At 64.9% G+C, this 22,114-nt stretch carries 22 protein-coding genes and 1 pseudogene; 12 read left to right on the forward strand and 11 right to left on the reverse strand.

The window, feature by feature from the left end:
- The first annotated feature begins 82 nt into the window (after positions 1–82).
- Together CF70_RS27285 and CF70_RS27290 are read left to right on the forward strand one after the other, a co-directional pair.
- Positions 83–820, forward strand: a complete 738-nt coding sequence (locus CF70_RS27285) for an aspartate/glutamate racemase family protein (protein ID WP_035872533.1) — start codon at positions 83–85, stop codon at positions 818–820.
- Between the two features lie 83 nt (positions 821–903).
- On the forward strand, positions 904–1,374 hold the full coding sequence (locus CF70_RS27290; protein ID WP_035872425.1) for an isochorismatase family protein: 471 nt from the start codon (positions 904–906) through the stop codon (positions 1,372–1,374).
- Between the two features lie 42 nt (positions 1,375–1,416).
- Here CF70_RS27290 and CF70_RS27295 read toward each other — a convergent pair whose 3' ends face one another.
- Positions 1,417–2,364: a sugar nucleotide-binding protein gene (locus CF70_RS27295; protein ID WP_051649099.1), complete on the reverse strand. Its 948-nt coding sequence runs from the start codon at positions 2,362–2,364 to the stop codon at positions 1,417–1,419.
- 173 nt (positions 2,365–2,537) lie between these two features.
- Between CF70_RS27295 and CF70_RS27300 the strand changes: the two genes are divergently transcribed.
- On the forward strand, positions 2,538–3,431 hold the full coding sequence (locus CF70_RS27300) for a LysR family transcriptional regulator (protein WP_035872428.1): 894 nt from the start codon (positions 2,538–2,540) through the stop codon (positions 3,429–3,431).
- Between the two features lie 22 nt (positions 3,432–3,453).
- Here CF70_RS27300 and CF70_RS27305 read toward each other — a convergent pair whose 3' ends face one another.
- The gene (locus CF70_RS27305) at positions 3,454–4,365 is read right to left on the reverse strand and encodes a LysR family transcriptional regulator (RefSeq protein WP_035872430.1); all 912 of its coding nucleotides are present in this window, start codon (positions 4,363–4,365) and stop codon (positions 3,454–3,456) included.
- Positions 4,366–4,502: 137 nt separating this feature from the next.
- Here CF70_RS27305 and gstA point away from each other — a divergent pair, with 137 nt between their 5' ends.
- The gene (gstA, locus tag CF70_RS27310) at positions 4,503–5,129 is read left to right on the forward strand and encodes a glutathione transferase GstA (protein WP_035872432.1); all 627 of its coding nucleotides are present in this window, start codon (positions 4,503–4,505) and stop codon (positions 5,127–5,129) included.
- Between the two features lie 9 nt (positions 5,130–5,138).
- On the opposite strand, the gene CF70_RS27315 is transcribed toward gstA, so the two are convergent.
- The 6 genes from CF70_RS27315 to CF70_RS27340 all read right to left on the reverse strand — a co-directional run bounded on the left by CF70_RS27315 (position 5,139) and on the right by CF70_RS27340 (position 12,510).
- On the reverse strand, positions 5,139–5,930 hold the full coding sequence (locus tag CF70_RS27315) for an MBL fold metallo-hydrolase (protein ID WP_035872434.1): 792 nt from the start codon (positions 5,928–5,930) through the stop codon (positions 5,139–5,141).
- A gap of 180 nt (positions 5,931–6,110) precedes the next feature.
- On the reverse strand, positions 6,111–6,749 hold the full coding sequence (locus CF70_RS27320; protein ID WP_035872436.1) for a glutathione peroxidase: 639 nt from the start codon (positions 6,747–6,749) through the stop codon (positions 6,111–6,113).
- A gap of 100 nt (positions 6,750–6,849) precedes the next feature.
- Positions 6,850–8,340 carry an MDR family MFS transporter gene (locus CF70_RS27325; protein ID WP_035872439.1) on the reverse strand — a complete coding sequence of 497 codons (1,491 nt, stop codon included), beginning with the start codon at positions 8,338–8,340 and terminating at the stop codon, positions 6,850–6,852.
- A 345-nt stretch (positions 8,341–8,685) separates the two neighbouring features.
- The gene (locus CF70_RS27330) at positions 8,686–9,702 is read right to left on the reverse strand and encodes an AraC family transcriptional regulator (protein ID WP_152561934.1); all 1,017 of its coding nucleotides are present in this window, start codon (positions 9,700–9,702) and stop codon (positions 8,686–8,688) included.
- Between the two features lie 37 nt (positions 9,703–9,739).
- Entirely contained in the window at positions 9,740–11,455 is a 1,716-nt protein-coding gene (locus CF70_RS27335) for a long-chain fatty acid--CoA ligase (protein ID WP_081862384.1), read from the reverse strand.
- A gap of 65 nt (positions 11,456–11,520) precedes the next feature.
- Positions 11,521–12,510, reverse strand: coding sequence for a Bug family tripartite tricarboxylate transporter substrate binding protein (locus CF70_RS27340; protein WP_035872445.1), 990 nt, complete (start codon positions 12,508–12,510; stop codon positions 11,521–11,523).
- Positions 12,511–12,798: 288 nt separating this feature from the next.
- On the opposite strand from CF70_RS27340, the gene CF70_RS27345 reads away from it, so the two are divergent.
- From CF70_RS27345 to CF70_RS27365, 5 genes are all read left to right on the forward strand, one after another.
- Positions 12,799–13,857, forward strand: a complete 1,059-nt coding sequence (locus tag CF70_RS27345) for a 3-keto-5-aminohexanoate cleavage protein (protein WP_035872452.1) — start codon at positions 12,799–12,801, stop codon at positions 13,855–13,857.
- A 200-nt stretch (positions 13,858–14,057) separates the two neighbouring features.
- Positions 14,058–15,059, forward strand: coding sequence for an AraC family transcriptional regulator (locus CF70_RS27350; RefSeq protein ID WP_035872454.1), 1,002 nt, complete (start codon positions 14,058–14,060; stop codon positions 15,057–15,059).
- Between the two features lie 265 nt (positions 15,060–15,324).
- Positions 15,325–16,299: a quinone oxidoreductase family protein gene (locus tag CF70_RS27355; RefSeq protein WP_035872461.1), complete on the forward strand. Its 975-nt coding sequence runs from the start codon at positions 15,325–15,327 to the stop codon at positions 16,297–16,299.
- Positions 16,300–16,514: 215 nt separating this feature from the next.
- Positions 16,515–17,357 (forward strand): TauD/TfdA dioxygenase family protein, encoded by an 843-nt coding sequence (locus CF70_RS27360; RefSeq protein ID WP_035872465.1) that lies wholly within the window; start codon positions 16,515–16,517, stop codon positions 17,355–17,357.
- A gap of 125 nt (positions 17,358–17,482) precedes the next feature.
- Positions 17,483–18,052: an RBBP9/YdeN family alpha/beta hydrolase gene (locus CF70_RS27365; RefSeq protein ID WP_035872468.1), complete on the forward strand. Its 570-nt coding sequence runs from the start codon at positions 17,483–17,485 to the stop codon at positions 18,050–18,052.
- Between the two features lie 82 nt (positions 18,053–18,134).
- Here CF70_RS27365 and CF70_RS27370 read toward each other — a convergent pair whose 3' ends face one another.
- Both CF70_RS27370 and CF70_RS27375 read right to left on the reverse strand, forming a co-directional pair.
- Positions 18,135–18,518, reverse strand: a complete 384-nt coding sequence (locus CF70_RS27370; protein ID WP_035872549.1) for a hypothetical protein — start codon at positions 18,516–18,518, stop codon at positions 18,135–18,137.
- Between the two features lie 337 nt (positions 18,519–18,855).
- Positions 18,856–19,311 carry a CBS domain-containing protein gene (locus CF70_RS27375; RefSeq protein ID WP_035872470.1) on the reverse strand — a complete coding sequence of 152 codons (456 nt, stop codon included), beginning with the start codon at positions 19,309–19,311 and terminating at the stop codon, positions 18,856–18,858.
- A gap of 260 nt (positions 19,312–19,571) precedes the next feature.
- On the opposite strand from CF70_RS27375, the pseudogene CF70_RS38340 reads away from it, so the two are divergent.
- Together CF70_RS38340 and CF70_RS37105 are read left to right on the forward strand one after the other, a co-directional pair.
- A pseudogene (locus CF70_RS38340) lies at positions 19,572–19,943 on the forward strand ((4Fe-4S)-binding protein); the annotation flags it as partial.
- Between the two features lie 90 nt (positions 19,944–20,033).
- Positions 20,034–20,210, forward strand: coding sequence for a CDGSH iron-sulfur domain-containing protein (locus tag CF70_RS37105; RefSeq protein ID WP_200876820.1), 177 nt, complete (start codon positions 20,034–20,036; stop codon positions 20,208–20,210).
- Here the strand turns inward: CF70_RS37105 and CF70_RS27385 are convergent.
- Positions 20,194–20,898, reverse strand: a complete 705-nt coding sequence (locus CF70_RS27385) for a TetR/AcrR family transcriptional regulator (protein WP_035872475.1) — start codon at positions 20,896–20,898, stop codon at positions 20,194–20,196. The genes CF70_RS37105 and CF70_RS27385 overlap by 17 nt on opposite strands.
- Before the next feature lie 61 nt (positions 20,899–20,959).
- Here CF70_RS27385 and CF70_RS27390 point away from each other — a divergent pair, with 61 nt between their 5' ends.
- On the forward strand, positions 20,960–22,093 hold the full coding sequence (locus CF70_RS27390) for a DUF2855 family protein (protein ID WP_051649103.1): 1,134 nt from the start codon (positions 20,960–20,962) through the stop codon (positions 22,091–22,093).
- Positions 22,094–22,114: the final 21 nt, after the last annotated feature.

A 22,114-nucleotide genomic window follows, 5' to 3' on the forward strand; every position in this document is an offset into this window, starting at 1 on the left:
GGTTTTGACTTTGACGTTAAGCCCTTGACTCCACAGTCAAGCCCATGAAAAGTGTGGTGGGCATTTCTTTCCGGATTTGATCATGCGTATTCTTGTTGTTAATCCTAATATCTCCGAGAGCGTTACCGAGCTGATTCGCGCGGAGGCTTCGCGTACGGCTTCGCCTGGAACTTCGCTGACGATGGCGACGGCGCAGTTTGGCGTGGCTTATATCGAGACGCGCTTCGAGGCGCTGGTGGGGGGCTACGCTACAGCTTGCGTGGCGGCGGAGCATCAGGGGCAGTTCGATGGCCTGGTGGTGGCTGCGTTTGGCGATCCGGGGCTGGCGGGGCTGAAGGAATTGTTCAATGTGCCGGTGGTGGGCATGACGGAGGCGGCGCTGGCTAGCGCCTGCCTGCTCGGGCAGCGTTTTTCCATTATCGCGATCTCGCATCGGATCGAGGCTTGGTATCGCGAGTGCGTGGCGGCGAATGGGCTGACTTCGCGGCTGGCCAGCGTGCGTTCGTTGCAGCAGCCATTGCGCGATATCGGCAGCGTGCAGGAGGACCATGCGGTGCGGCTGGAGGAACTGAGCCTGAGGGCGGTGCGGGAGGATGGCGCTGATGTGATCATCGTGGCGGGGGCGCCGCTGGCCGGACTGGCGCGTACGCTCAAGGACAGGATTCCGGTGCCGGTGGTGGATGGCGTGTCGAGCGCGATCCGCCATTGCGAGAGCCTGATCGCGCTGGCGCCTGTCGGTGCCGCCGAGGGCAGCTTCGCGCGGCCTCCGCGCAAGCCAAATCACGGGTTGCCGCCGACACTGGCGGCGATGCTGGACTAACTGTGACGCTGGACGGGGCTGTCGCGGTCATCTCTTATAATTCGTCGGCCAAGCATTCCGATGCGACCGCCTAAGAGAGTACCTTGCGACAAGCCCTGTTGATCGTCGATGTCCAGCCCACCTTCTCGCCGCCGCAATGGCTGATCGATGGCCTGCTGCCACTGGTGGGCCAGATGCCCTCGGTGGCGACCGTGGAGCACCATGACGAAGCGCGCACGCCATTCATGCGCCAGCTTGGCTGGGCGCCGGGCACCGGCGATGCGTCCCTGATTCCGGCGGATCGCGTGTTTGTGAAACATGGCTATCTTCCGTCCGGCGATGCGATCGCATATCTGCGTGCGCTGGCGCCCGAGCGGGTGCTTGTCGCCGGCATACAGACGGAGACATGCGTGCTGGCGGCGGGATTCGCGCTGTTCGATGCCGGGCTGCAGCCCACGCTGCTGTCCGACCTCACCGTAGGTTCATCTCTCGATCCTTCCGGCGCGCTGGGCGTAAAGCTGTGGCGGCATCATTTCGGCAGCGTCATGACGCGCGCCGAGGCCATGGCGCAATAACACGCACTAACACGCACTAGCACGCAATAGCGCGTACGGCCCTCAGGCCGCCACCCGCAAACCCAGTTCGCCAAGGCTCTCGCGCAGCGCCTGCCTGAGCGGCGTGCGCGGCAACTCGCCCACCAGCGCTTGCAGCGCGGTGCCGTCGAGCGCGTGCGGCACCTTCCACAAGTAGGCCATCTCGGCGAGTTCGCGCCACATCGGCACTACCGCGCCGCCGGCGCGGATCAGCCACCAGGGCATGCCGCCCACGCGCGGTGCTTGCTGCATGCCGCTGGCTTCCGCCAGCGCGCTCACCAGTTGCTCGCCCGTCAGCGTATGCCCCGCGAAATGCAGTACGGCATGGCCCCGCAGGTCCGCCTGGCGCTGCGCCACGGCAACGAATGCCTGCGCCAGGTCGGGCAGGTAGGCCCAGGCGTGCGCGCGGTCGCGCGGGCCCGGGTAGACAACCTTGCCTTGATCGAGCGATTTGGCGATCGCCAGGTCCATCCATGCGCCGCGCCCCGGCCCGCCAAAGAAATCTCCGGCACGGATGACCACGCTGCGCAGCGCCGGGGCGCGCTTGCGCATGGCCGCTTCGATAAGGCAACGGATCTGGCCCTTGCGCGCGCTGGGCCGCTCGGCGGTATCGGGGCGCAGCAGCGGCGGCATGGCTTCGCCGTAGTTGTAGACGTTGCCGGGGAAGAGCAGCAGAGCGCCCAGTGCCTGCGCCACATCCATTGCGCTGCGCGCGAGCGCTTCGGCGTGCTGCTCCCATTCCGTGTAGACGGGGTTCAGCGCGTTCACCACCACGCTGGCGCCGCGCGCGGCGGTGCTCAACTGCGCGGTGTCGGCCACGTCGACGGCGAGGCTGCGCACGCCTTGCGGCACGGGGCCGGCCAGCGGGCGGCGTGCCTGCGCCAGCACGCTCCAGCCAGCGGCGGCAAAGGCATCCACCAGGGTGCGGCCGAGCCGTCCGTTGGCACCGAGGATCAATACGGTTTCGCTCACGATATTCTCCTTGCTCTGCCGCCCGTCCCGCGCGGCCCGCCGGGATGGCGTGGCTGACAGGCTGGCCCGATGAAGACCATTGTGGGCAATTCCCCGCTGCCTCACAATTGCATGAGCTGGTAACTCACGAATTCATTTTTGAATACCGCGAGAGGCAAGGAAAGAGAGAGAACATGGCCGAAGAATTCGACTGGGCGCTGATGCGCTCCTTCCTGGCGGTGATGGAAAGCGGCAGCCTGCTGGGCGCGGCGCGGCGGCTTTCCAGCAGCCAGCCCACGCTGGGGCGGCATGTGGCGCAACTGGAGGCGCAACTCGGCGTGCCGTTGTTCGAGCGAACCGGGCACGGCCTGCAGCCCACCGACGCCGCGCGCGCCATCGCCGGGCATGCGCGCGCCATGCAGCAGGGCGCCGATGCGGTGGCGCGCACGCTGGCGCGCGGCCAGGCGGGCGTCGCGGGCACCGTGCGCGTGTCGGCCAGCCGCGCGGTGGCGAGTTTCCTGCTGCCGCCGTTGCTGGCGGACCTGCGCCTGCGCGAGCCGCAGCTCGCCATCGAGGTGGTGTCTTCCAACGAAGTCAGCAACCTGCTGCGGCGCGAGGCGGATATTGCCATCCGCATGGTGCGGCCCAGCCAGGCCTCGCTGATCGCGCGCAAGGTGGCAAGCGTGCCGCTATGCGCCTGCGCCCACGAAGACTACCTGCGCCGCAAGGGCGTGCCGCGCACGCCGCAGGACCTGCTGCGCCACGAGCTGGTGGGCTATGACCGCGGGGACACCATCCTGCGCGGTTTCCGCGCCATGGGCGTCGAGGTCTCGCGCGAGGCGTTCGGCGTGCGCAGCGACGACGATATCGTGCTGTGGCAATCGATCCGCGCCGGGCTGGGCGTGGGTTTTGCCGCGCGCTATATCGCCGCCGGGGATCCGCGCGTGCGGATCGTGCTGCCGGAGCTGACGATCCCGCCGTTGCCGGTCTGGCTCACCGTGCACCGGGAGATCCGCGGCAGCGCGCGCATCCGCGCGGTCTACGATTTTCTCGCGAGCGCCATTCCCGCCGCGCTGGCATCGGCGTAAGCCATGGACAGCGTGGCCCGCCTCAATCGTCGAGCCTGACATGCTCTGCAAGATGGCTGACCACGGTGGCAATGCGCCGCAGATGCCGCGACTCGGGATGCGTCAGCAGCCACAGGTCCGTCTCGCACTCGTCCAGCGGGCCGCTGAGCGCCACCAGACTGCCGCTGCGCCGGCCCATCATCAGCGAGACGACGCCGGCACCAAGTCCGGCCTCCACCGCTTCCACCACGCCGGCGATGCTGTTGACGCGGTACTGTGGCGTCACGCGCGGCAGGTGCTTGCGCCGCCAGCGCACCGAAGGGTGATCGGGCATGGCCTCATCGGGCGCGATCCAGGGCAGGGCGGATAGCGCGGCCGCGTCGAGCGGCGCGCCAGGCTCCGGGACCGGCACGCCAGCCGACTCGGCCAGTTCGCGCGATACGAACACCGCCACGCGCAAGCGGCCAAGGCATTTGCCGATCAGGTGATCGGGCGGCTGCCGCGTGGCGCGCACGGCGATATCGGCATCGCGCCTGGTCAGGCTGACCAGCTCGTTGGTGGCGATCAGCTCGAAGCTCAGCCCCGGATGGCGGCGGCCGAGCGGCGCCAGCGCCGGCAGCACCATGCCGTGCAGCACGGTATCGGTGGTGGTGATGCGCACCAGGCCGGATACCGTGCCGGCCGTTACCGAGGCGTGCGCGCGCGCCGCTTCCAGCTCGGCCTCGATGCGCTCGGCATGCTGGGCGAACTGCTGCGCCAGTTCCGTCGCCAGGTAGCCCGAGCGGCTGCGCTCGAACAGGCGCCGGCCCAGGCCTTTCTCGATGCGCTGCAGCGCGCGGAACACGGTGGAGGCATCAAGCCCGAGCCGGCGCCCGGCTTCGGCCAGCGTGGCGCCGCGTACCAGCGCAAGCACGATGTCCAGGTCGGGAGAGGAGAGTTGATATGGCATGTTCATTGCAAATTTGCAGTCATGACTTGCGTTCACGCGCATTGTGATTGCATCACTGCAATCCTAGACTGCCTGCACAGCCACCACAAGCCGTGGCGGCGAAACCCGAAACACCGAACCATCCCACCTCCAAGGACAACCCGATGAAGCTCTACTACACCCCTGGCGCCTGCTCGCTGGCCGTCCATATCGCGCTGCGCGAAGCCGGCCTGCCGTTCACCCTCGCCAAGGTCGACCTGGCCACGCACAAGCTGGCCGAGCCGGAGCACGGCAACGATGACTTCTACGCGGTCAGCCCGCGCGGTTATGTGCCGCTGCTGCAGCTGGACGACGGCTCGCGCCATACCGAGGCGGCATCGCTGCTGCAATACGTGGCGGACCTCGCTCCGGCCAGCGCGCTGCTGCCGGCCGCCGGCACCAGGGAGCGCCTGGAAGCGGTGGGCTGGCTGACGCTGGTCTCCACCGAGCTGCACAAGGTCTTCAGCCCGTGGCTGTGGCACAAGGAAACGGCCGAGAGCACGCGCGAGGCATGCAAGGCCAAGGTGGCGATGCGCTTCGCCGAACTCGACAGGCACCTTGCCACCCGCGATTTCCTGGCCGGCAGGCAGTTCACCGTGGCCGACGCCTACTGCTTCGCCATCGTCAACTGGGCCAATGTCCTGCACATGCCGCTCAACCCCTATCCCGCGCTGCAGTCCTACCTGTCGCGCGTGGCGGCGCGCCCCAAGGTGCATGAGGCGCTGGTGGCCGAAGGGCTGGCGCGCGACTGATGGCGCGGATCAGGCTGCCGCGGCGGTGAAGGGCGGCAGCCTGTAATTGTCCTGGCTCAGCAGGTCCAGCCCGCACTCCAGCGTCGACACCCAGTCGATGAACTGCGCCACCATGGCCTTGCCGCGAAATGACGGCCCGTGCTGCGGCACGATCCACTCGATATCCAGTTCGCGCGCCATATTGGCCCACAGCCGGCAGGCGCGGTTGCCGCTCATATAGCGCTGGTGGAATGGCAGCATGGCGTGCGTGTGGGCGGCAAAATCCTCCACCACCGCGCCCGCCTCCCGCGCGCTGGTCATGGCCGCGCCAAGGTCGCCGGAGAACAGGATCTTGCTGACCGGATCGTAGAACTGGAAGTTGCCTTCCGAGTGCAGGAAATGCGCCGGCACCGCCAGCAGCGTGCAGTTGCCCAGTGGCACCGGCATGCCGGCGTCGGGGATGGTGACGATGCGTCCTTCCGTCTTGCCGGCCTGGCAGAAATGCGGCAGGAAGCGCGCCCACACGCGCGAGATCAGGATGCGGCTGCCGGACGCGGTAAGCCATCGCCCGACCGACGCGACGATATCCGGATCGGCATGCGAGGCCAGCACGTAGTCGAGCTGCTTGGGCGGAAAGTAGCGGCTGATGGCAAGGTACAACTCGCCGTAGGTCATGTGCCCGCCGGGATCGATCAGCGCGCCGTGGCCGTGATCGACAATCAGGAACTGGTTGGTCTGCACCACCTCGCCGTGCTCTTCCTCGACCAGGTCGGAAAACAGCAGGCACGTATGCCCGCCGGCGTCGTATAGCGTGATGGCCATCGTTTGTCTCTCCCCAAAGCGGCGAAAGTAGCGATGGCGGCGCTTGCGCGGCTTGACGCCGGTCAATAAGCGGTCGAATCGGTCCCCGAATGCAGCGGGTCCGGCCACGCCCGAGGGCGGCAAGGCGCGCCGTTCCCGTACCCGCGCCTGCGGGCGCCGCTCCGGAACGACGCCGGTTGCCTAGCGCGCGCCGTCCAGCAATTGCTCGATCTTGCCGACGAACTGCCGGTCGTCCGGCTTGGTCATGCTGTTATAGCTGCCCACCACCTGGCCATTGCGGTCGATCACGTATTTGTAGAAATTCCACTTGGGCGTGGTGCCGGACTGCTTGGCCAGCAGCGCGTACATGGGGTTGGCATCGCTGCCGCGCACGTGCGACTTGCCGAGCATCGGGAATTTCACGCCGTAGGTGTTGTAGCAAAAGTCCGCGATCTCCTTGGAAGACCCGGGCTCCTGCGAGAAATCGTTCGAGGGGAAACCCAGCACCACCAGCCCACGCTCGCGGTACTTGGCGTACAGCGCCTCCAGCCCTTCGTACTGCGGGGTGAAGCCGCAGTAGCTGGCGGTGTTGACCACCACCACGACCTTGCCTGCGTACTGGCAGAGGTCCTGCGGTGCCTCGTCCTGCAAGCGGGGGAACTTGAAGTTCAGCGATGCCGGGCAGGCGCCGGCCGGTTTTGCCGCTCCGGCGGCCGGGGCATCCGCGGCCCGCGCGAGACGCGGCATGGCGACGACAGCGGCGGCGCCGGCCAGGATCAACGCGCCAGTCAAGGCGGTACGTTGCAAGGCGCGTGAGCGTTGAACGGAAAGACGGCGCATGAACGGGACTCCAGAAGTGGTCTGTCCGTAGTCTACGCCGTTGGCCGCCGGTTGGACGCGGGCGTTGTGCCCGGCGCGGCCCGTGCCGCCTCCCGGCCGCTTACTCCATCACCAGCGTGGCCGCGTGCTCGGTCACGCTGCTGCGCAGTTCCACGTCCGGCATGCGGCGCACGATCGCCAGCGCCAGCAGGGCGGCGACGGCGCCCACGGCGAAGATCAGCTGGAAGCCCGACTCCACGCCCCCCGTCAGCACGTCCCGCACCGCGGGCGAAAGATGGGCCAGCGCCTCGCTGCCGTGGCGCAGCGCGCCCAGGTCCAGGACCTGGCTCACGCCGGAAGCCTGCAGCGCATTGCGGAACTCCAGCGTCAGCAAGGTGCCGGCCAGCGCACCGCCAAAGGCGCTGCCGAGCGAACGCAGCACCAGCAGCGCGCCGGTGCCGGCGCCGGTATCGCGGCGCTCCAGCACGTTCTGCACCGTCATCAGGGTGCCCACCATCGCCATGCCCAGCCCCACGCCGGCCACCGTCATCGCCAGCAGCACCAGCACCAGCGGCGTGCCGGGCGATACCGCCACCAGCGCCAGCAGGCCAAGCGCCGCCGCGATGAAACCGCCGGTGAGGATGCCGCGCATCCGCCCCAGGCGCGGCGCCAGCCCGGCCACGATAAAGTTGCCCGCCACCGTGGACAGCAGGAACGGCACCACCAGCAGGCCGGATTCCGAAGCATCGGCGCCGCGCACCAGCTGGAAATGCAGCGGCAAGGCGAAGATGCACAGGAAGATATTCAGCGCCGCCATCGCGGACGCCGCCACGCCCAGCACATAAGCACGGTTGCGGAACAGCCGCGGCGGCAACATCGGATCCGCCGCGCGGCGCTCCTGCCAGACCAGCGCGGCCGTTGCCGCCACGGCCAGCAGGGCCAGGCCGGCGATCTCCGGCGACAGCCAGGCATAGACATCGCCGCCCCAGCTCATCGCCAGCAGGAAGGCCACGATGGAAACGGTCAGCAGCAACGCGCCGCCCCAGTCCACCCGCGCCGCGCCGCCGCGCACCTGCAACTGGCTCAAGCCGCGATGGCACATGAACATCGCCAGCAGTCCCAGCGGCACATTGATCCAGAACAGCCAGCGCCACGAGAGATGATCCGAAGTCCAGCCGCCGACCAGCGGACCGGCGATGGAAGCCACCGCCCACACCGTAGCCAGGTAGCCCTGGTAACGCCCGCGCTGGCGCGGCGCCACCACATCGGCAATGGCCGCCTGCGCCAGCGACATCAGGCCCCCGCCGCCAATGCCCTGCAGCGCGCGGAACAGGATCAACTGCTCCAGCGAGGCCGCCATCGCGCACGCCACCGAAGCCAGGATGAACAGCGCGATCGCCAGCATCAGCAGCCGCCGCCGGCCGTACGTGTCGGACAACTTGCCATACAGCGGCGTGGAAACCGTGGAAGTGATCAGGTAGGCCGTCACGATCCACGACAAGTGGCCAAAGCCATTCAGGTCGTTGGCAATCGCCGGCACCGCCGGGATCACCACGGTCTGGTCCAGTGCCGCCAGCAGGATGCACAGGACGATCCCGCCAATCACGCGCATGATGGCCTGGTGGCTCAGGGTAGGGGTAGGGACAGGAGTGGCAACGGAAGAAGTGGGCGAAGCAGAAACAGACATCAAAAGGCAGCCGGCACGTAAGCATGAGTAGCCAGCGTTGCGCCCAACGGCAGACAAATCACACCCTTTGTCCGCCTACAGCGTGGAACATGGCCACAAGATTGAATTCAGCTGATTGAACGCGTACCCAGTGCTGCGCGATGGAGGCGCTGCCGGTAGCAGCAATGGCCACATGGGCGGCTCGGGAAAGGCCAATTCAGTGAACGCAGAATTATATGCGTAGACTGAATATCGAGTGCGGGGCTAAGTTGGTTTGTGATGCGGCGGCGGTCACGACCCGGTAGCCACCCGCTTGCGCCAGTCCGAGACGCTGCAGCCAAAGGCGGCGTGGAACCAGTGGCTGAAACTGCTCTGCGCGGAAAAGCCCAGCAGCCCGGCGACCTCGCCGATCGGCAGGTCGCTCTCTTGCAGGTGGCGCATCGCCAGTTCCGAGCGCACCTGCTTGAGCAGGACTGAGAATGTCAGCCCTTCCGCGCTGAGGTAGCGGTGCAGCGTGCGGCGATCGACGCGCAGAAGATGCGCCACCTGCTGGGTAGTGCAGCGTCCTCCCGGGAGCAAGGCCAGGATCAGCTCCCGGCACGATTCGCGGACGCCTTCATCGCGGTGCCGCAGCGCCGCCTCCAGGTAGTCCCGCGCGAAGCGCGCGGCGCCCGGATTGTCGGGCGTGCGCGGCATCTGCAGATCGGCCGCCGCGCAGACCAGGCCGTTGAACGGCTGATTGAACATCGGGCTGCGCCCGAAGAAGGCGCGGTGCGCCGACGCGTCGACCGGCGGGCGGTGCGTGAAGCAAACCTCCAGCGGCCGCCACTGGGGACCGATCAGTTCGCGCAGAATGCGGAATTTCACGCCGACCGCCAGTTCCATCGCCTGCCGCGTGGCCAGTCCGGGGCTGGGCAGAAGGTCTTCGCGAATGATGACGGACTGCCCGGCGTCCTCGATACGGGTGATCAGCGTAGCGCTAAGCAGTTTCAGGTAGCGGCACAAGGTGTCGAGCGCCTGCCGCGGGGTCGGCTCTTCCTTCAGCACCAGGCTGATGGGCCCCAGGTTGGAGAAGGTGCGCCGCGCCGCCAGACGCAGGGCAAGGTCTTCCACGCCGGTGGCGCGCGCGGTGACTTCGAGCAATTCGCGCACGGCGTGGCTGGGGATCGGCGTCTCGGGATTTTCGAGCAGCCGCGCCGACAGCCCCACCCCTCGCAGGAAGGCGTGGGGATCGCGCCCGAGCGACTCCACCAGTTCGATGTAGCCGTTCAGGCTGGCACTGCGAATCAGTTTACCGACGTGTTGCATAGGTTCCGCCAACGCCTCGGCGCACCCTGACGATGCGTTATGACTTTCCATTGGCCGCGCTACGGCTTTTTTCCAGCTCCTGCAGCTGTCGCCACATCACTTTGCCCGTGCTGGACCTGGGCAGCGCATCGACGAATTCCACCACGCGCGGATACTTGTAGGCTGCCATGCTTTTCCTGGCCCAATCGATGATCTCTTCCGGCGTCGTGCCCTTCGCGGTGGATTTGAGCACAACCAGGGCTTTCACTGTCTCCCCACGATAGGCGTCATGGGTGCCGATGATGCAGGCATCCTGTACAGCGGGGTGCTTGTATAGCAGGTTCTCGACTTCAGAGGGCCATACCTTGAAGCCGGACACGTTGATCATCCGCTTGAGGCGATCCGTCATGAAGTAGTACCCGTCCCCATCCACGGTGCCCAGATCGCCGGTCCGGAAGTAGGTTCGTCCCTCCAGTTCGATGAAGGCATCCCGTGTAGCGTCGGGCTTGCCCCAGTAGCCCTTGAACACCTGCGGTCCGCTGACGATGATTTCGCCGACTTCGCCGACCGGCAATACCTTGAGCGTCGTCGGGTCGATCACGCAGGCTTCCGTATTGAAGGTCGGCAAACCGAGACATTGCTGTTTAGGCCGGTCGCTCGGATTGTTGTGTGTTGCGGCCATTGTTTCCGACAGCCCGTATCCTTCCAGGTAACTGAGCCCGAACTGTTGTTTCAGACGCTCAGCGACCGCTTGCGGCATGGCCGCGCCTCCGCCCCCAACGTGCCGCAGGGTTGTGAGATTGAATCGCTCAAGATTCGCGCTGGCAAGGAGATCGATCACCATGGTTGGATTGCCCATCCAATGGGTAACGCCATGCTGCGAGATAAGCCGGCCCGCGGCCTCGCGATCCCAGCGTGGCAGCATCACAATCGTAGCCCCGCAATGGATCGGCGTGTTCATGCCATGCTGCATGCCGCTCACGTGAAACAATGGCAATACCGAAAGGACAACCGATCCGGCCCCGCATGCCGACCAGATGCCATTGCCGATCGCGTTATGCATGACGGATCGATGCGTATGGATGCACCCTTTGGGCGCGCCCGTGGTGCCAGAGGTATAGGGCATGACAGCCATGTCGTCGGCTTCGGCGTCATCTCGTGCGGGGACGTAGCCCGCTGCGAGCGCGTCAGACCAAAGCGACACCTTGCCGGTAGCCCACGCAGGTGCTTCGTATTCCGCCGTCATCCACGCCGGCAGCGAAGGCTCGGGGGCTGCATCGGCGGCAAGCAGGTCCGCCGCATAGCGGGTCATCAGCACGCGTTGAACCTGGCCGGCCGACAGCAGGTCCGCGCCGATCCCTGTATCGAAGGCGTCCGCGGCGCACACGACCACCCGGGCCGCGCTATCCGTAGCGTAGTGACGGAATTCGTCGGCCTTGTTCATTGGGTTGACCGGCACGACAACCGCCCCGGCACGCAGGATGGCGTAGTAGGCAACGATGAACTGCGGGCAGTTCTGCATATACAGCAACACCCGGTCGCCTTTCCTGACGCCGGCTTCGTGCTGAAGCCATCCCGCAATGGCCATCGCTTGCGCATGCAGATCGCGAAAACTCACCGCATAGCCATAGCAGTGGATTGCGGTCTTGCCGGGAAAGCGCCGCGTGGTGACTTCCAGGTTGTACCAGAGGGACGTTTCCGGCGACACAATCCCGTCCGACCCATTACCGGAATTTACGTGCGCCGGTGGAAAATCCGGTCTTGCGTGCAACATCGCTTACTCCCCCTCTTTCTTGACACTCTGCCTGAGCCCCCGCCAGCGCTGCCGCGTCTGGATCTTCATTCGGGCTTGAAGTTGATCGAGCGCAATAGCTTGCCCTGCCGTTCGTAGGATTCGCGCACGTCTACGGAAAGCTCTTCGCTGGTAGCCGGTGAACCGACTTCCATGCCAAGGTCTTCGATCTTCTGCCGGATCTCGCGCGATTGCATCGCCTTGAGCGTGGCGTCGCGCATCTTGGCCACCACGGCTGGCGGTACGCCCGGCGCCGACCAGAGCGCCATCCAGCTGACTTCCTTGAGGTCGGGAAATCCCAGTTCGGCGAAGGTCGGAAGATCAGGCAGCGCAGGGATCCGCTTGGGGTAGGCAATGGCAAATGCCCTGAGCTTCCCTGACTTGATGAATGGAAGCGAAGTTGCCGGACCGTCGAACATAAGCGGAACGTGCCCCCCCATCACGTCTTGCAGCGCAGGCGGCGACCCCTTGTAGCTCACGGTGCCCGTCGTCAGTCCGGCAAGACGATTGAATTGCACGCCGATGGTCTGGCCACGCAGGCCGACACCGAAATTCGCATAGTCGACCTTACCCGGATTCGCTTTGACATACGTGATCAGTTCGCCGAGGTTTTTCGCGGGCAGGCCGGGATGGCCGACGAGCACGAGACCCTGCCGGGTAAGCTGCGCAATCGGAACAATGTCCTTGAACGGATCGTAAGACACATGCATGGCGTGAGGCACTTCCGAGGCAATGCCCTTTTGAATCAGCAGGAATGTGTATCCGTCCCGTGGCGCCGACAGCAGGCCATGGACGCCGATGGTTCCCGCTGCGCCGGCCTTGTTGTCGACGATCACGGTCTGTCCAAGCGGGCTTTGCAGCGCATTCGCGAAGAGGCGCGCCACGATATCGGCCGTGCCGCCCGGAGGTGCGGCAACGATGATCCGCACGGGCTTGGTTGGCCACTCGGCGGCATTCGCCGCTGGCGCGGTCGACAGCAGTGGAACAACTGCGATCGCGAGCGCCAGCGTCTGGCGTGCAATCAGGGGGATGCGCATGTCTCGCTCCTGTTGTGTTGGTAGAGTCTCTTGGCTCCTGGGCCAACCGGCATGCTTCGATGCTGCGGCCCGGCTCTGATATGGCCTTCGGGCAAATTCTAGTGGGCTCGCTCATCCGGGCGCTTTGCATCGCACGACAGAATCTTGCGGATCGCGACAACCGGTGTGCCGGCTGCCCCTTGTCCCAAGTAAGCAAATGAATGTCCCAGATTAGCAAGCCGGAATTGCCTGTGCCCAAGATACTCAGGGGACCAAACCGATAGCAGCCCTTCCCCCTGGAGAACCACCATGAATTTCCTCGACGGCCACCTCTTCCCCGAAAACCAGCAGCCCCTGATCATCACGGCCGCGCCCTATGCCCCCGGCTGGTTGCCTGACGACTTTCCCGAGGACATCCCGGTCACGATGGAAGACCAGATCCAGAAGGCGGTGGACTGCTACAACGCCGGTGCCACGGTGCTGCACCTGCACGTGCGCGAACTCGATGGCCGGGGCAGCAAGCGCCTGTCCAAGTTCAACGAACTGATCGCCGGCGTGCGCAAGGCGGTGCCCGAGATGATCATCCAGGTCGGCGGTTCCATCTCCTTCGCCCCCGAGAACGACGGCCAGGCCGCCAAGTGGCTGTCTGACGATACCCGCCACATGCTGGCCGACCTGGAGCCCACGCCGGACCAGGTCACGGTGACCGTCAACACCTCGCAAATGAACGTCACCGATCAGGCCGAGGATGCGGATTTCGCGGGCACCTCGCGCGCGAACCCTGCCATCTTCGGCGCCTACAAGGAAATGACAGTGCCAGCGCAGCCAGGATGGGTGGAGGAGCACGTCCGCCGCCTGACGGCCAAGGGCATCCAGAGTGCATTCCAGTGCTACAACCTCAACAGCTTCGAGTCGGTGGAGCGGTTGATGCGCCGCGGCTTCTACAAAGGCCCCCTGGTCATGAACTGGGTGGCCATCGCCGGCGGCATGGATACGCCCAATGTCTACAGCCTCGGCAACTTCATGCGCGCGGTGCCCGATGGCGCGGTCGTCACGGTGGAAAGCAACGTGCGCAACGTGCTGCCGGTCAACATGATGGGAATTGCCATGGGCTTGCACGTGCGCTGCGGCACCGAGGACTGCCTGTGGAACCAGTCGCGCACGGAGAAAATCAGCACCGTGAAGCAGATCGAGCAACTGGTGCGCATCTCGCGCGAGTTCGGCCGCGAGATCGCCACCGCGAAGCAGGCGCGCGAGATCTCCAGGATCGGCGTTTTCTACGACACGGTGGAGGAATCCCTGCAAGCGAACGGTTTCGCGCCCAATCGCAACGGCGGCAACCAGGGCTTCCTGCGCAAGACGTTCTGAGCGCGAACCGGAGCCGACGGGCCAGCTACTATATAGATAGTAGATAGCAGGCTTGACACCGCCCGTACGCTTGGATACCGTCAGCGGCAACAACGCGGCTACAACGCCGCGCCGCCGGCCAATGATGGATTGCATGCGCAGTGGCTCCTCGCCTGGGCGGCCAGGGATTCAGCTGCCAAAGGATTCGCCTGAGTGATCAAATGAGTACTCTGATTCGCAGCGCCCTTCTGGTCAAGTACTCCGAGATTGCCCGGACCTTGGGTGTCGACCCGGAGCGCATGATCCGCCACGTCGGGGCCGACCGGTCTTGTATCCTCTCGCCGGACCTGCATGTTCCGGAATCCTGGCTGGCCAAGGTGCTCGAATCCACCGAGCAGGCGTCCAGTTGCACTTCCGTCGGCCTGCTGATGGCCGAAGCCTGGCGGCTGTCCGATTTCGGTCCCGTCAGCCTGCTGCTCCAGCACCAGCCGACGCTGCGTCATGCACTGGGGCAGCTGGAGACGTATCGTCACCTGCTGAGCGAATCCGTTACCGTCCACGTTGAGGAAATCGATGATATCGCCATCGTCCATCTGCAGCTGATTACGGAGAGGCCGAATCCCGGCAGGCAGCCTGTGGAGCTTTCGGTCGGCGCGCTGCTGTGCCTGATGAAATCGATGCTTGGGGGAAGGTGGAAGCCGCGCAGCGTACACTTCTCGCATCTCGCGCCCGCAAGTCTTCATATCCACCATCGGCTGTTCGACACGAGAGTCGAATTTGGCTGCGACTTTGACGGCATCATCCTGGACCGTCAGGACCTTGACCGGCGCAATCCGCTGGGCGACGTGAACCTGTCCCGCTACGCCAGGGAACTGCTTGACCAGAATTTGCTCGGCAGACAGGTTTCCATGGCGTCCAATGTGCGCCGCGCGGTCCACCTGCTCTTGCCGCAGGGGCGAAGCGGCATTGACAAGGTTGGCGAGAAGCTCGGGTTGAGCGCCCGCACGCTGCAACGCCGGCTTGAGCAGGAAGGCGAAGAGTTCTCCTCCCTGGTGAACGAGGTCCGGCGCGGCCAGGCTATCCGCTACCTTGGGGACCAGCGATATCCTGTGTCCCAGGTCGCGCTCCTGGTTGGATTCTCCGAGGTAAGCACCTTCTCTCGCTGGTTCAGCGCGCAATTTGGCAAGTCGCCGACTCGCTGGCGAGGCGACTTGCTCGTGTGACCGGGCTGGCCTTGTCACTACCGTGGCCCTCCCCCTGAGCGGCAAGTCCGCATCGATACTCACCATCAAGACTCGCCATCCATGCCCGCCATCTGACTGACGGCTGCTCGAGTCCCACCCGTGCATTGCTGACGCGATTGGCCAAGTTGTGGCGCATCCCGTCAAGCGGCGGAGGGTGGAACTGCTGAGAATCCCTGAGCGTCAGGGCTCAGGAGCGATGGCAGTGCATTTGTCTGGTCTCCTGGGCCATTAAACAGGAGATAGGATGAAAGCAGTACGCGTAATACCAGGCGCCGACGGTGGCCGGCTCGAGGTGCAGGACATTCCCGTTCCGAATCCGGGCCCCGACGAAGTGTTGGTCCGGGTCTTTGCATCGGGCATCAACTTTGGCGAGATCAAGTACATGCGGGAGCATCGGGCAGGCAACCCGATGACCCCTGGCGTCGAGTTCGCGGGCGAGGTCGTCCGCGTCGGCGAGCAAGCCGGCGGCTGGCGCGAAGGCGACCGGGTGATGGGCCATGGCCGCGGCTGCCACGCACAATATGTTGTCGCCGCGCCGCTGGCGCTGATGCCGGTCCCGGAGGATGTCTCGTGGATCGATGCAGCCGCCTTTCCCAATGTGTTCATCACCGCCCATGACGCGCTGATCACCAACGGCGAACTGAAAGCAGGCCAATCGGTGTTCATCAATGGCGCCTCCGGCGGTGTGGGCATGGCCGCCATCATGATTGCGGCCGCACTAGGTGCCAGCCCTGTGATCGCCTCGTCGCGGTCTGCGGCAAAGCTGGACCGCCTGGCCGGCTTCGGGGTGGACGCTGGCATCAATGCATCCCGTGATTCGCAAGTGGAAGCCATCATGGCAGCCACCGGCAAGCGTGGCGTGGACGTCATCATCGATACCATCGGCGGCACGGTATTCGAGGACCACATCAAGAGCCTCGCGGTAAAGGGGCGCCTGGTCAATCTCGCGAGACTCGGTGGGGCAAGCACTGCGCAGGTCGACATCAACCTGCTGTGGCTGAATCGCCTGAAGCTGATCGGGGCGACATTCCGCACGCGCAGCGAGCAGGAACGTCTCGATTGCGTCCAGGCGTGCGCACGCGACCTGTTGCCGTTTTTCCGCGAAGGCAAGCTCCGCCTCCCGATCGACCGAACCTTCCCGATGGATTCGATCGCCGACGCCTACACGTACATCGCGAGCGGCCAGCACATGGGCAAGATCGTGCTCATTGCCGATTGACCGCTGAAACCGGCCCGTTGCCAGTGATCGCCAGGCCACGAATCCCACCCGTGCGAATTGGCCCCGGGAAGGGCATTGGCGCGACTCGCCAAATTGTGGCGCGATGGGTCAAGCGCGTGAGGCGGCTAGTGCCGACAATCAAATCCAAGCTATGCGCTGCTATCCGCTGCCCGCCGGCGGGCCTCTCAAACTCATACGCCAAAGGAAAATTCGCCATGCATATCAATCCGCTCACCTGCTCGATTGGTGCCGAACTGTCGGGTGTGAGTCTCGCCGATGTGGCGCGGGACGATTCGCTGTTCGCCGAGATCAAGGCACTACTGTTGGAACACCGGGTGCTGTTCTTCCGCGACCAGGACATTACGCGCGCCGACCATGTTGCGTTCGCCAGGCGCTTCGGTGACCTGGAAGACCACCCTGTCAACAATACGGTGCCGGGATACCCGGGCCTGATCGAGATCTACAAGAGTGACAAGCGGGACCACTTCGAGAACACCTACCACACCGATGCGTCGTGGCGGGCGAGCCCGCCCAAGGGCGCGGTGCTGCGCTGCATTTCGTGTCCGGAGGTGGGTGGCGACACCATTTGGGTGAACATGGTGGACGCGTACAAGAACTTGCCGGAAGAGATCAAGCAGAAGATTGCGGGCCTGCGTGCCAAGCACGGGATCGAGCATTCGTTTGGCGCGATCATGACGACGGAGGAGCGGGAGGAACTGGTGCGGAAGAACCCGCTGGTGGACCACCCGGTGGTCAGGACGCACCCTGAGACGGGTGAAAAGATCCTGTACGTGGGGCCGTTCGCGACACATTTCATCAACTACCATACACCGGAGAATGTGCGCGTCGGGCAGGACAAGACCCCGGGCGCGAGCCTGCTGCTGAACTACCTGCTCAGCCAGGCGGCGATTCCGGAGTACCAGGTGCGCTTCCGCTGGAAGCCGAACAGTGTCGCTATCTGGGACAACGTGGCGACACAGCACTACGCGGTGAGCGACTACTGGCCGGCGCCGCGCAGGATGGAGCGCGCCACCATCAAGGGCGATCGTCCGTTCTGAAGACGTCGCGCACGCCGGCCAGCGCGCCACCACGCTCGACGGTTCGCCACTACTGGATGCCGGATGCCGGATGCTGGATGGCAGCTTCGGCAAGACATCCAATCTTAACGAGGAACTTGAATTCCATGACCTCCAGAAAGCTGCCCACGGTTGTGATTGTCCCTGGCCTTCGCGATCACATGCCGGATCACTGGCAAACGCTGCTGGCCGAGCGTATTCAGGAAATGGGAGGCGCGGTACACATCGTGCCCCAGATCGACCAGGACAAGAGGCTGTGCAGCGCGCGAGTAGCCAACCTCGATCGGGTCGTGAGCGGCATCGATGGCCCGATGATCCTGGTTGCCCATAGCGTCGGGGTTCTGATCACCGTTCACTGGGCGCAGCAAACGAAGCGCGAAATCAAGGGGGCGCTGCTGGCCGCGCCCCCCGATTACGACACGCCGCTGCCGGCCGGTTACTCCGATCCGCAGACGCTGGCAACGAATGGCTGGACCCCGGTGCCGCGCGAGCGCCTGCCGTTTCCAAGCATCGTCGTCGGCAGCCGCAACGACCCGATCGGTAAGTTCGAGCGGATCCGCGAGCTCGCGCAGGCCTGGGGCAGCCGCTTCGTCGATGCCGGCGAAGTTGGCCATCTGTCGCCGGCTGACGGGTACGGCACGTGGCCGATGGCGGAGGCATTGATTCGGGAGTTTTAAGCAGCAGGATGGGCTTCAACTGTCGGCTGTCAGGTGATGGTGATAGTGAAGCCTGCGAGGACCGTTCCATGACGGCAGCCGCCTATTGCAGCATACCGGGAGGCAATACGCTCAAACCCGAAACACCACTCGACGTCGCCCTGCGTTGACTCCTGAGGACACCGTTCTCGTCGAACTCGAAAAGGACCGTGGACGATCTGATCTCACCCCCGGCAAACAGCGGACCAATGAACGGGATAAAGCTCTCGGGGTGGGTGTGGGAGGTCGCAAATGAATAGATCAGTATCGTTGATCCGTTTTTCAGTGCCGCCTGGGATGTGGGCGCCCCAAGCTGCGCCGTCACATCGTCCAGGGTGGAGAAACCGAGCATGAAGTCCGACAATTGCTCCTGCCTCACGTCGACGCCCGTCGATACACAGGCAGCCAACATGGCGCAAGTCGCAATCAGTGCGTGAACACGCTTCATGTCGCCACCGCGGTACATTTTGTGCCGTGACTGAAAACGTCCTGAAGGCCATCTTGCCCGCCTGGCCGCGCGTTGCATCCGGCACCGTATTCAAAGAATACGCCTTTGTTGTACGCTTCGCCGAAGCTCCCGGTTGGCTTGCGTTCACCGACCTGGTTTGGGCCGCTTTTTCCCGTGAACGGCCGTAGCTGCCTGGCTCGAATAGCGTCCGCAACGACCCCGCGCCGAGGGATTTCCCTCACTGTCCCGGCAAGACAAGAAGCAAGCTGCCCCCCGCAGGGGGCGCGAAACTGCCGTTGACGTCAAGCCTTTGACATTGCCCCCGGCCAGCCTCTTGCTAAACCTGCGGATGCGCGCTCCCCGTGATGTAATGCTCCAGCTGCTCAATAATGAACCTCTGCTCCGAAATAATATCCTTCACCAGATCCCCGATCGACAACATCCCGATCAGCTTGTCCCCATCCATCACCGGCAAGTGCCTCAACCGATGCTGCGTCATCAACGCCATGCACTCATCGGTACTCTGATCCCCCCGCACATAAATCACCGCCGACGTCATGATGTCGCGCACAAACGTCTCCCGCGACGTGCGCTGCATCAGGATCACCTTGCGCGCATAGTCCCGCTCGCTCAGGATGCCGACGATCTGGCTCTCGCCGCGCTCGATCACCAGCAGCGCGCCGATGCCTTTCTCCGCCATCAACTGCAGCGCGGTATAAACCGTGGCGCCAGGAGGAATACTGTAGATAGCCTGGGTTGGTTTGGACTCAAGAACCTGCCTTGCAGTTTTCATACCCACTCCTTGTTCGATCCCAAAGGATTGCAAACCGGACCCCGCGCGCAATAGCGGGAGCGCCTGACAGTGCACCTGCGCGTGCGCCGCTGCCTGTAGCTTTCAGATTAGCATCCCCCGCGCGCGCCTTACAGGGTGACGCACACGAATCTTTGTAAAAAGACAAAGCTGCCGAAAAGCGCTGCGCAAAACCGCCGGCAGGCGCTATAAAGGAGAGGGAGCGCGCTATATGGCGCGCGCACTGCGCAGGAGGGCCAGCCATGGCCACCGAATCCGTTGCCGGAAAGCGCGTCATCGTCCTCTTCGACGACAGCCGTTGCATCCATTCGCGCCACTGTACGCTGGACCGCCCGGACGTCTTCGTGCCCGGCGTGGAGGGCCAGTGGATCCACCCGGACAACGCCACCGCCGAGGAAATCGCCGAGATCGCGCACAACTGTCCGTCAGGCGCGATCAGCTACCAGACCCGCGACGACTCCCCCGGCGAGGCCGCCCCCCTGGTCAACGTGGCGCGCGTGCTTGAGAACGGCCCGCTGGCGCTGCGCGCCGCCATCACCATTGACGGCCAGCCCGCCGGCTTTCGCCTCACGCTGTGCCGCTGTGGCGCGTCGCGCAACAAGCCCTTCTGCGACACCAGCCACGCCGGCGCGGGCTTCACCGCGAGCGGCGAGCCCGCCACCGTGGAATCGGCGCCGCTGGCGCAACGCGACGGGCCGCTCGAAATCCACCCGATTCCCAACGGACCGCTGCGCATCAAGGGCAATCTCGAAGTCATCAGCGGCACCGGCAGAACCGTCAACCGCATGACCGAGGCCTGGCTATGCCGCTGCGGCCACTCGGGCAACAAGCCGTTCTGCGACGGCACGCACAAGAAGGTGGGGTTCAGGAGCGATCAGTAACAACGGCGCCAGGCGGCGGCGCATCTCCCAGCGCCAGCAGGCAAAGCCGCTCCATCTGCGTCACCCACGCCGCCCGCGATGACTCGCCGGCCCGCAGCAGCAGCCGATAGCGGCGCGCACCCCAGATCGCTTGCAGCAGGCTCTGCACGGTAGCGGCATCCGGCGCGCGCGGCAGATCCGGGCATGCCGCCAGCGTGCGCTGCCAGGCCGCGCACAACTCGTCGAACACGCGGCGATGATGCCTGGTCTCGGCGATGCGCGCTTCCAGCATCAGCATCTCGTGCTCGAAACCCTCCAGCGCGGCATCGTCCGCGCCACAGGTCAGCCGCACCAGGCGCCGGATGCGCGTGGCCCAGTCCAGCCCTGCCGCGTTCACCGCCTCGGCGTCGATACGCGCCAGCATCGACTCGATGGTGTGCCGCACATAGCCGGAGAGCAGCGCCTCCTTGTTGGGGAAGTACTCGTACAGGGTACCCACGGAGCAACCGGCTTCCAGCGCCACCGCGCGCGTGGTCACGCCGTCCCAGCCGCGCACGCGCCATATCCGAACAAAGGCCTCGTAAATGGCGTCCACGGTAAAGCGCGCGCGTCGCTGCGACGGGCGTTTCAGCGGCCTGGCCGGCGCTGGCGCCGCATCGGACGCGGCACCCGCGTTTCCGAACCCGGCGGCCGGCTTGCGGCGATACATTGGTGGCATCGACCTCGACGGTAATCAGTTAATCAGGTAATCAGTTAATCAAGGAGACAAGATGGAACACACGGGCCAAGGCGACCATGCGGAACAATCGCTCAGGGTAATCCGCCTGCTGACTCGCAAGCATGCCCTAAACGAAAGCCGGCTGGAAGCGCGCCAGGAACGCATCGACGCCGCCCCCGGCGAAGTCCTGCTGAAGATCGACCGCTTCGCGCTCACCACCAACAACATCACCTACGCCGCCTTCGGCGACGCCATGAACTACTGGCAGTTCTTTCCCACCGGGCAAGAGGAATGGGGACACATGCCGGTGTGGGGCTTCGCCGACGTGGTCGCCAGCGGCGTTCCCGGCGTGGAGGCGGGCGAGCGCTTCTACGGCTATTTCCCTATCGCCAGCCATATCCGCATGCAGCCCGAGCGCGTCACCGTGCGCGGCTTCTACGATGGCAGCGAGCATCGCAGGCCGCTGACCTCCGCCTACAACCAGTACACCCGCGTGGTCAACGACGCCGCCTACGCGCCGGAGCTGGAAAACTACCAGATCCTGTACCGGCCCCTGTTCATCACGTCGTTCATGCTGGCCGACTTCCTTGAGGACAACCGCTTCTTCGGCGCGACCCGGCTGGTGGTGTCCAGCGCCTCCAGCAAGACGGCCTACGGCACCGCCTTCTGCCTGCGCGGCCTACCCGGCATCTCGCTGGCGGCCATCACCTCCGGGCGCAACCGCCCCTTCGTCGAGGGCCTGGGCTGCTACGCGGAAGTGGTCAGCTACGACACGCTGGAAACGCTTGCCAACGACGAGCCCACGCTCTATGTGGACTTCTCCGGCGACGAAGCGCTGCGCGCGCGCGTGCATCATCACTTCGACACCGCGCTGGTGTACGACTGCTTCGCCGGCTCGGCGCAGAACACGGACTTCCTGCGCGACACCGGCCTGCCCGGACCCAAGCCCGAGTTCTATTTCGCGCCGGTGCAGATCCGCAAGCGCAATGCCGACTGGGGGCCCGAAGGCGTGAACCAGCGCTTCAATGCGGCGCAACGTGCGTTTATCGATCACGTGAAGGCGCCGGGCAATGGATGGTTGTCACTGATCGAAGAGGAGGGCTTCGGCGCGGCGCAGGAGAGGATCGCCAGCCTGGTGGCAGGTGGGAGCGAGCCGAAAGAGGGGTATGTGGTGCGGATCGGTTGATGCCGGTGCAGGGATATGCGA

Origin of the sequence: Cupriavidus sp. SK-3 (assembly GCF_000611145.1) — a bacterium.
Classification (GTDB): Bacteria; Pseudomonadota; Gammaproteobacteria; order Burkholderiales; family Burkholderiaceae; genus Cupriavidus.

Coding starts and splice junctions, on each gene's coding strand:
- CF70_RS27390 (WP_051649103.1), top strand. CDS start 20,960: ATGGAACACACGGGCCAAGGCGACCATGCGGAACAATCGCTCAGGGTA.
- CF70_RS27365 (WP_035872468.1), top strand. CDS start 17,483: ATGACCTCCAGAAAGCTGCCCACGGTTGTGATTGTCCCTGGCCTTCGC.
- CF70_RS27345 (WP_035872452.1), top strand. CDS start 12,799: ATGAATTTCCTCGACGGCCACCTCTTCCCCGAAAACCAGCAGCCCCTG.
- CF70_RS27315 (WP_035872434.1), bottom strand. CDS start 5,930: ATGGCCATCACGCTATACGACGCCGGCGGGCATACGTGCCTGCTGTTT.
- CF70_RS27305 (WP_035872430.1), bottom strand. CDS start 4,365: ATGAACATGCCATATCAACTCTCCTCTCCCGACCTGGACATCGTGCTT.
- CF70_RS27360 (WP_035872465.1), top strand. CDS start 16,515: ATGCATATCAATCCGCTCACCTGCTCGATTGGTGCCGAACTGTCGGGT.
- CF70_RS27355 (WP_035872461.1), top strand. CDS start 15,325: ATGAAAGCAGTACGCGTAATACCAGGCGCCGACGGTGGCCGGCTCGAG.
- CF70_RS27320 (WP_035872436.1), bottom strand. CDS start 6,749: ATGCGCCGTCTTTCCGTTCAACGCTCACGCGCCTTGCAACGTACCGCC.
- CF70_RS27385 (WP_035872475.1), bottom strand. CDS start 20,898: ATGTATCGCCGCAAGCCGGCCGCCGGGTTCGGAAACGCGGGTGCCGCG.
- CF70_RS27285 (WP_035872533.1), top strand. CDS start 83: ATGCGTATTCTTGTTGTTAATCCTAATATCTCCGAGAGCGTTACCGAG.
- CF70_RS27350 (WP_035872454.1), top strand. CDS start 14,058: ATGAGTACTCTGATTCGCAGCGCCCTTCTGGTCAAGTACTCCGAGATT.
- CF70_RS27325 (WP_035872439.1), bottom strand. CDS start 8,340: ATGCGCGTGATTGGCGGGATCGTCCTGTGCATCCTGCTGGCGGCACTG.
- CF70_RS27370 (WP_035872549.1), bottom strand. CDS start 18,518: ATGAAGCGTGTTCACGCACTGATTGCGACTTGCGCCATGTTGGCTGCC.
- CF70_RS27300 (WP_035872428.1), top strand. CDS start 2,538: ATGGCCGAAGAATTCGACTGGGCGCTGATGCGCTCCTTCCTGGCGGTG.
- CF70_RS27340 (WP_035872445.1), bottom strand. CDS start 12,510: ATGCGCATCCCCCTGATTGCACGCCAGACGCTGGCGCTCGCGATCGCA.
- CF70_RS27335 (WP_081862384.1), bottom strand. CDS start 11,455: ATGTTGCACGCAAGACCGGATTTTCCACCGGCGCACGTAAATTCCGGT.
- CF70_RS27330 (WP_152561934.1), bottom strand. CDS start 9,702: ATGCAACACGTCGGTAAACTGATTCGCAGTGCCAGCCTGAACGGCTAC.
- CF70_RS27375 (WP_035872470.1), bottom strand. CDS start 19,311: ATGAAAACTGCAAGGCAGGTTCTTGAGTCCAAACCAACCCAGGCTATC.
- gstA (WP_035872432.1), top strand. CDS start 4,503: ATGAAGCTCTACTACACCCCTGGCGCCTGCTCGCTGGCCGTCCATATC.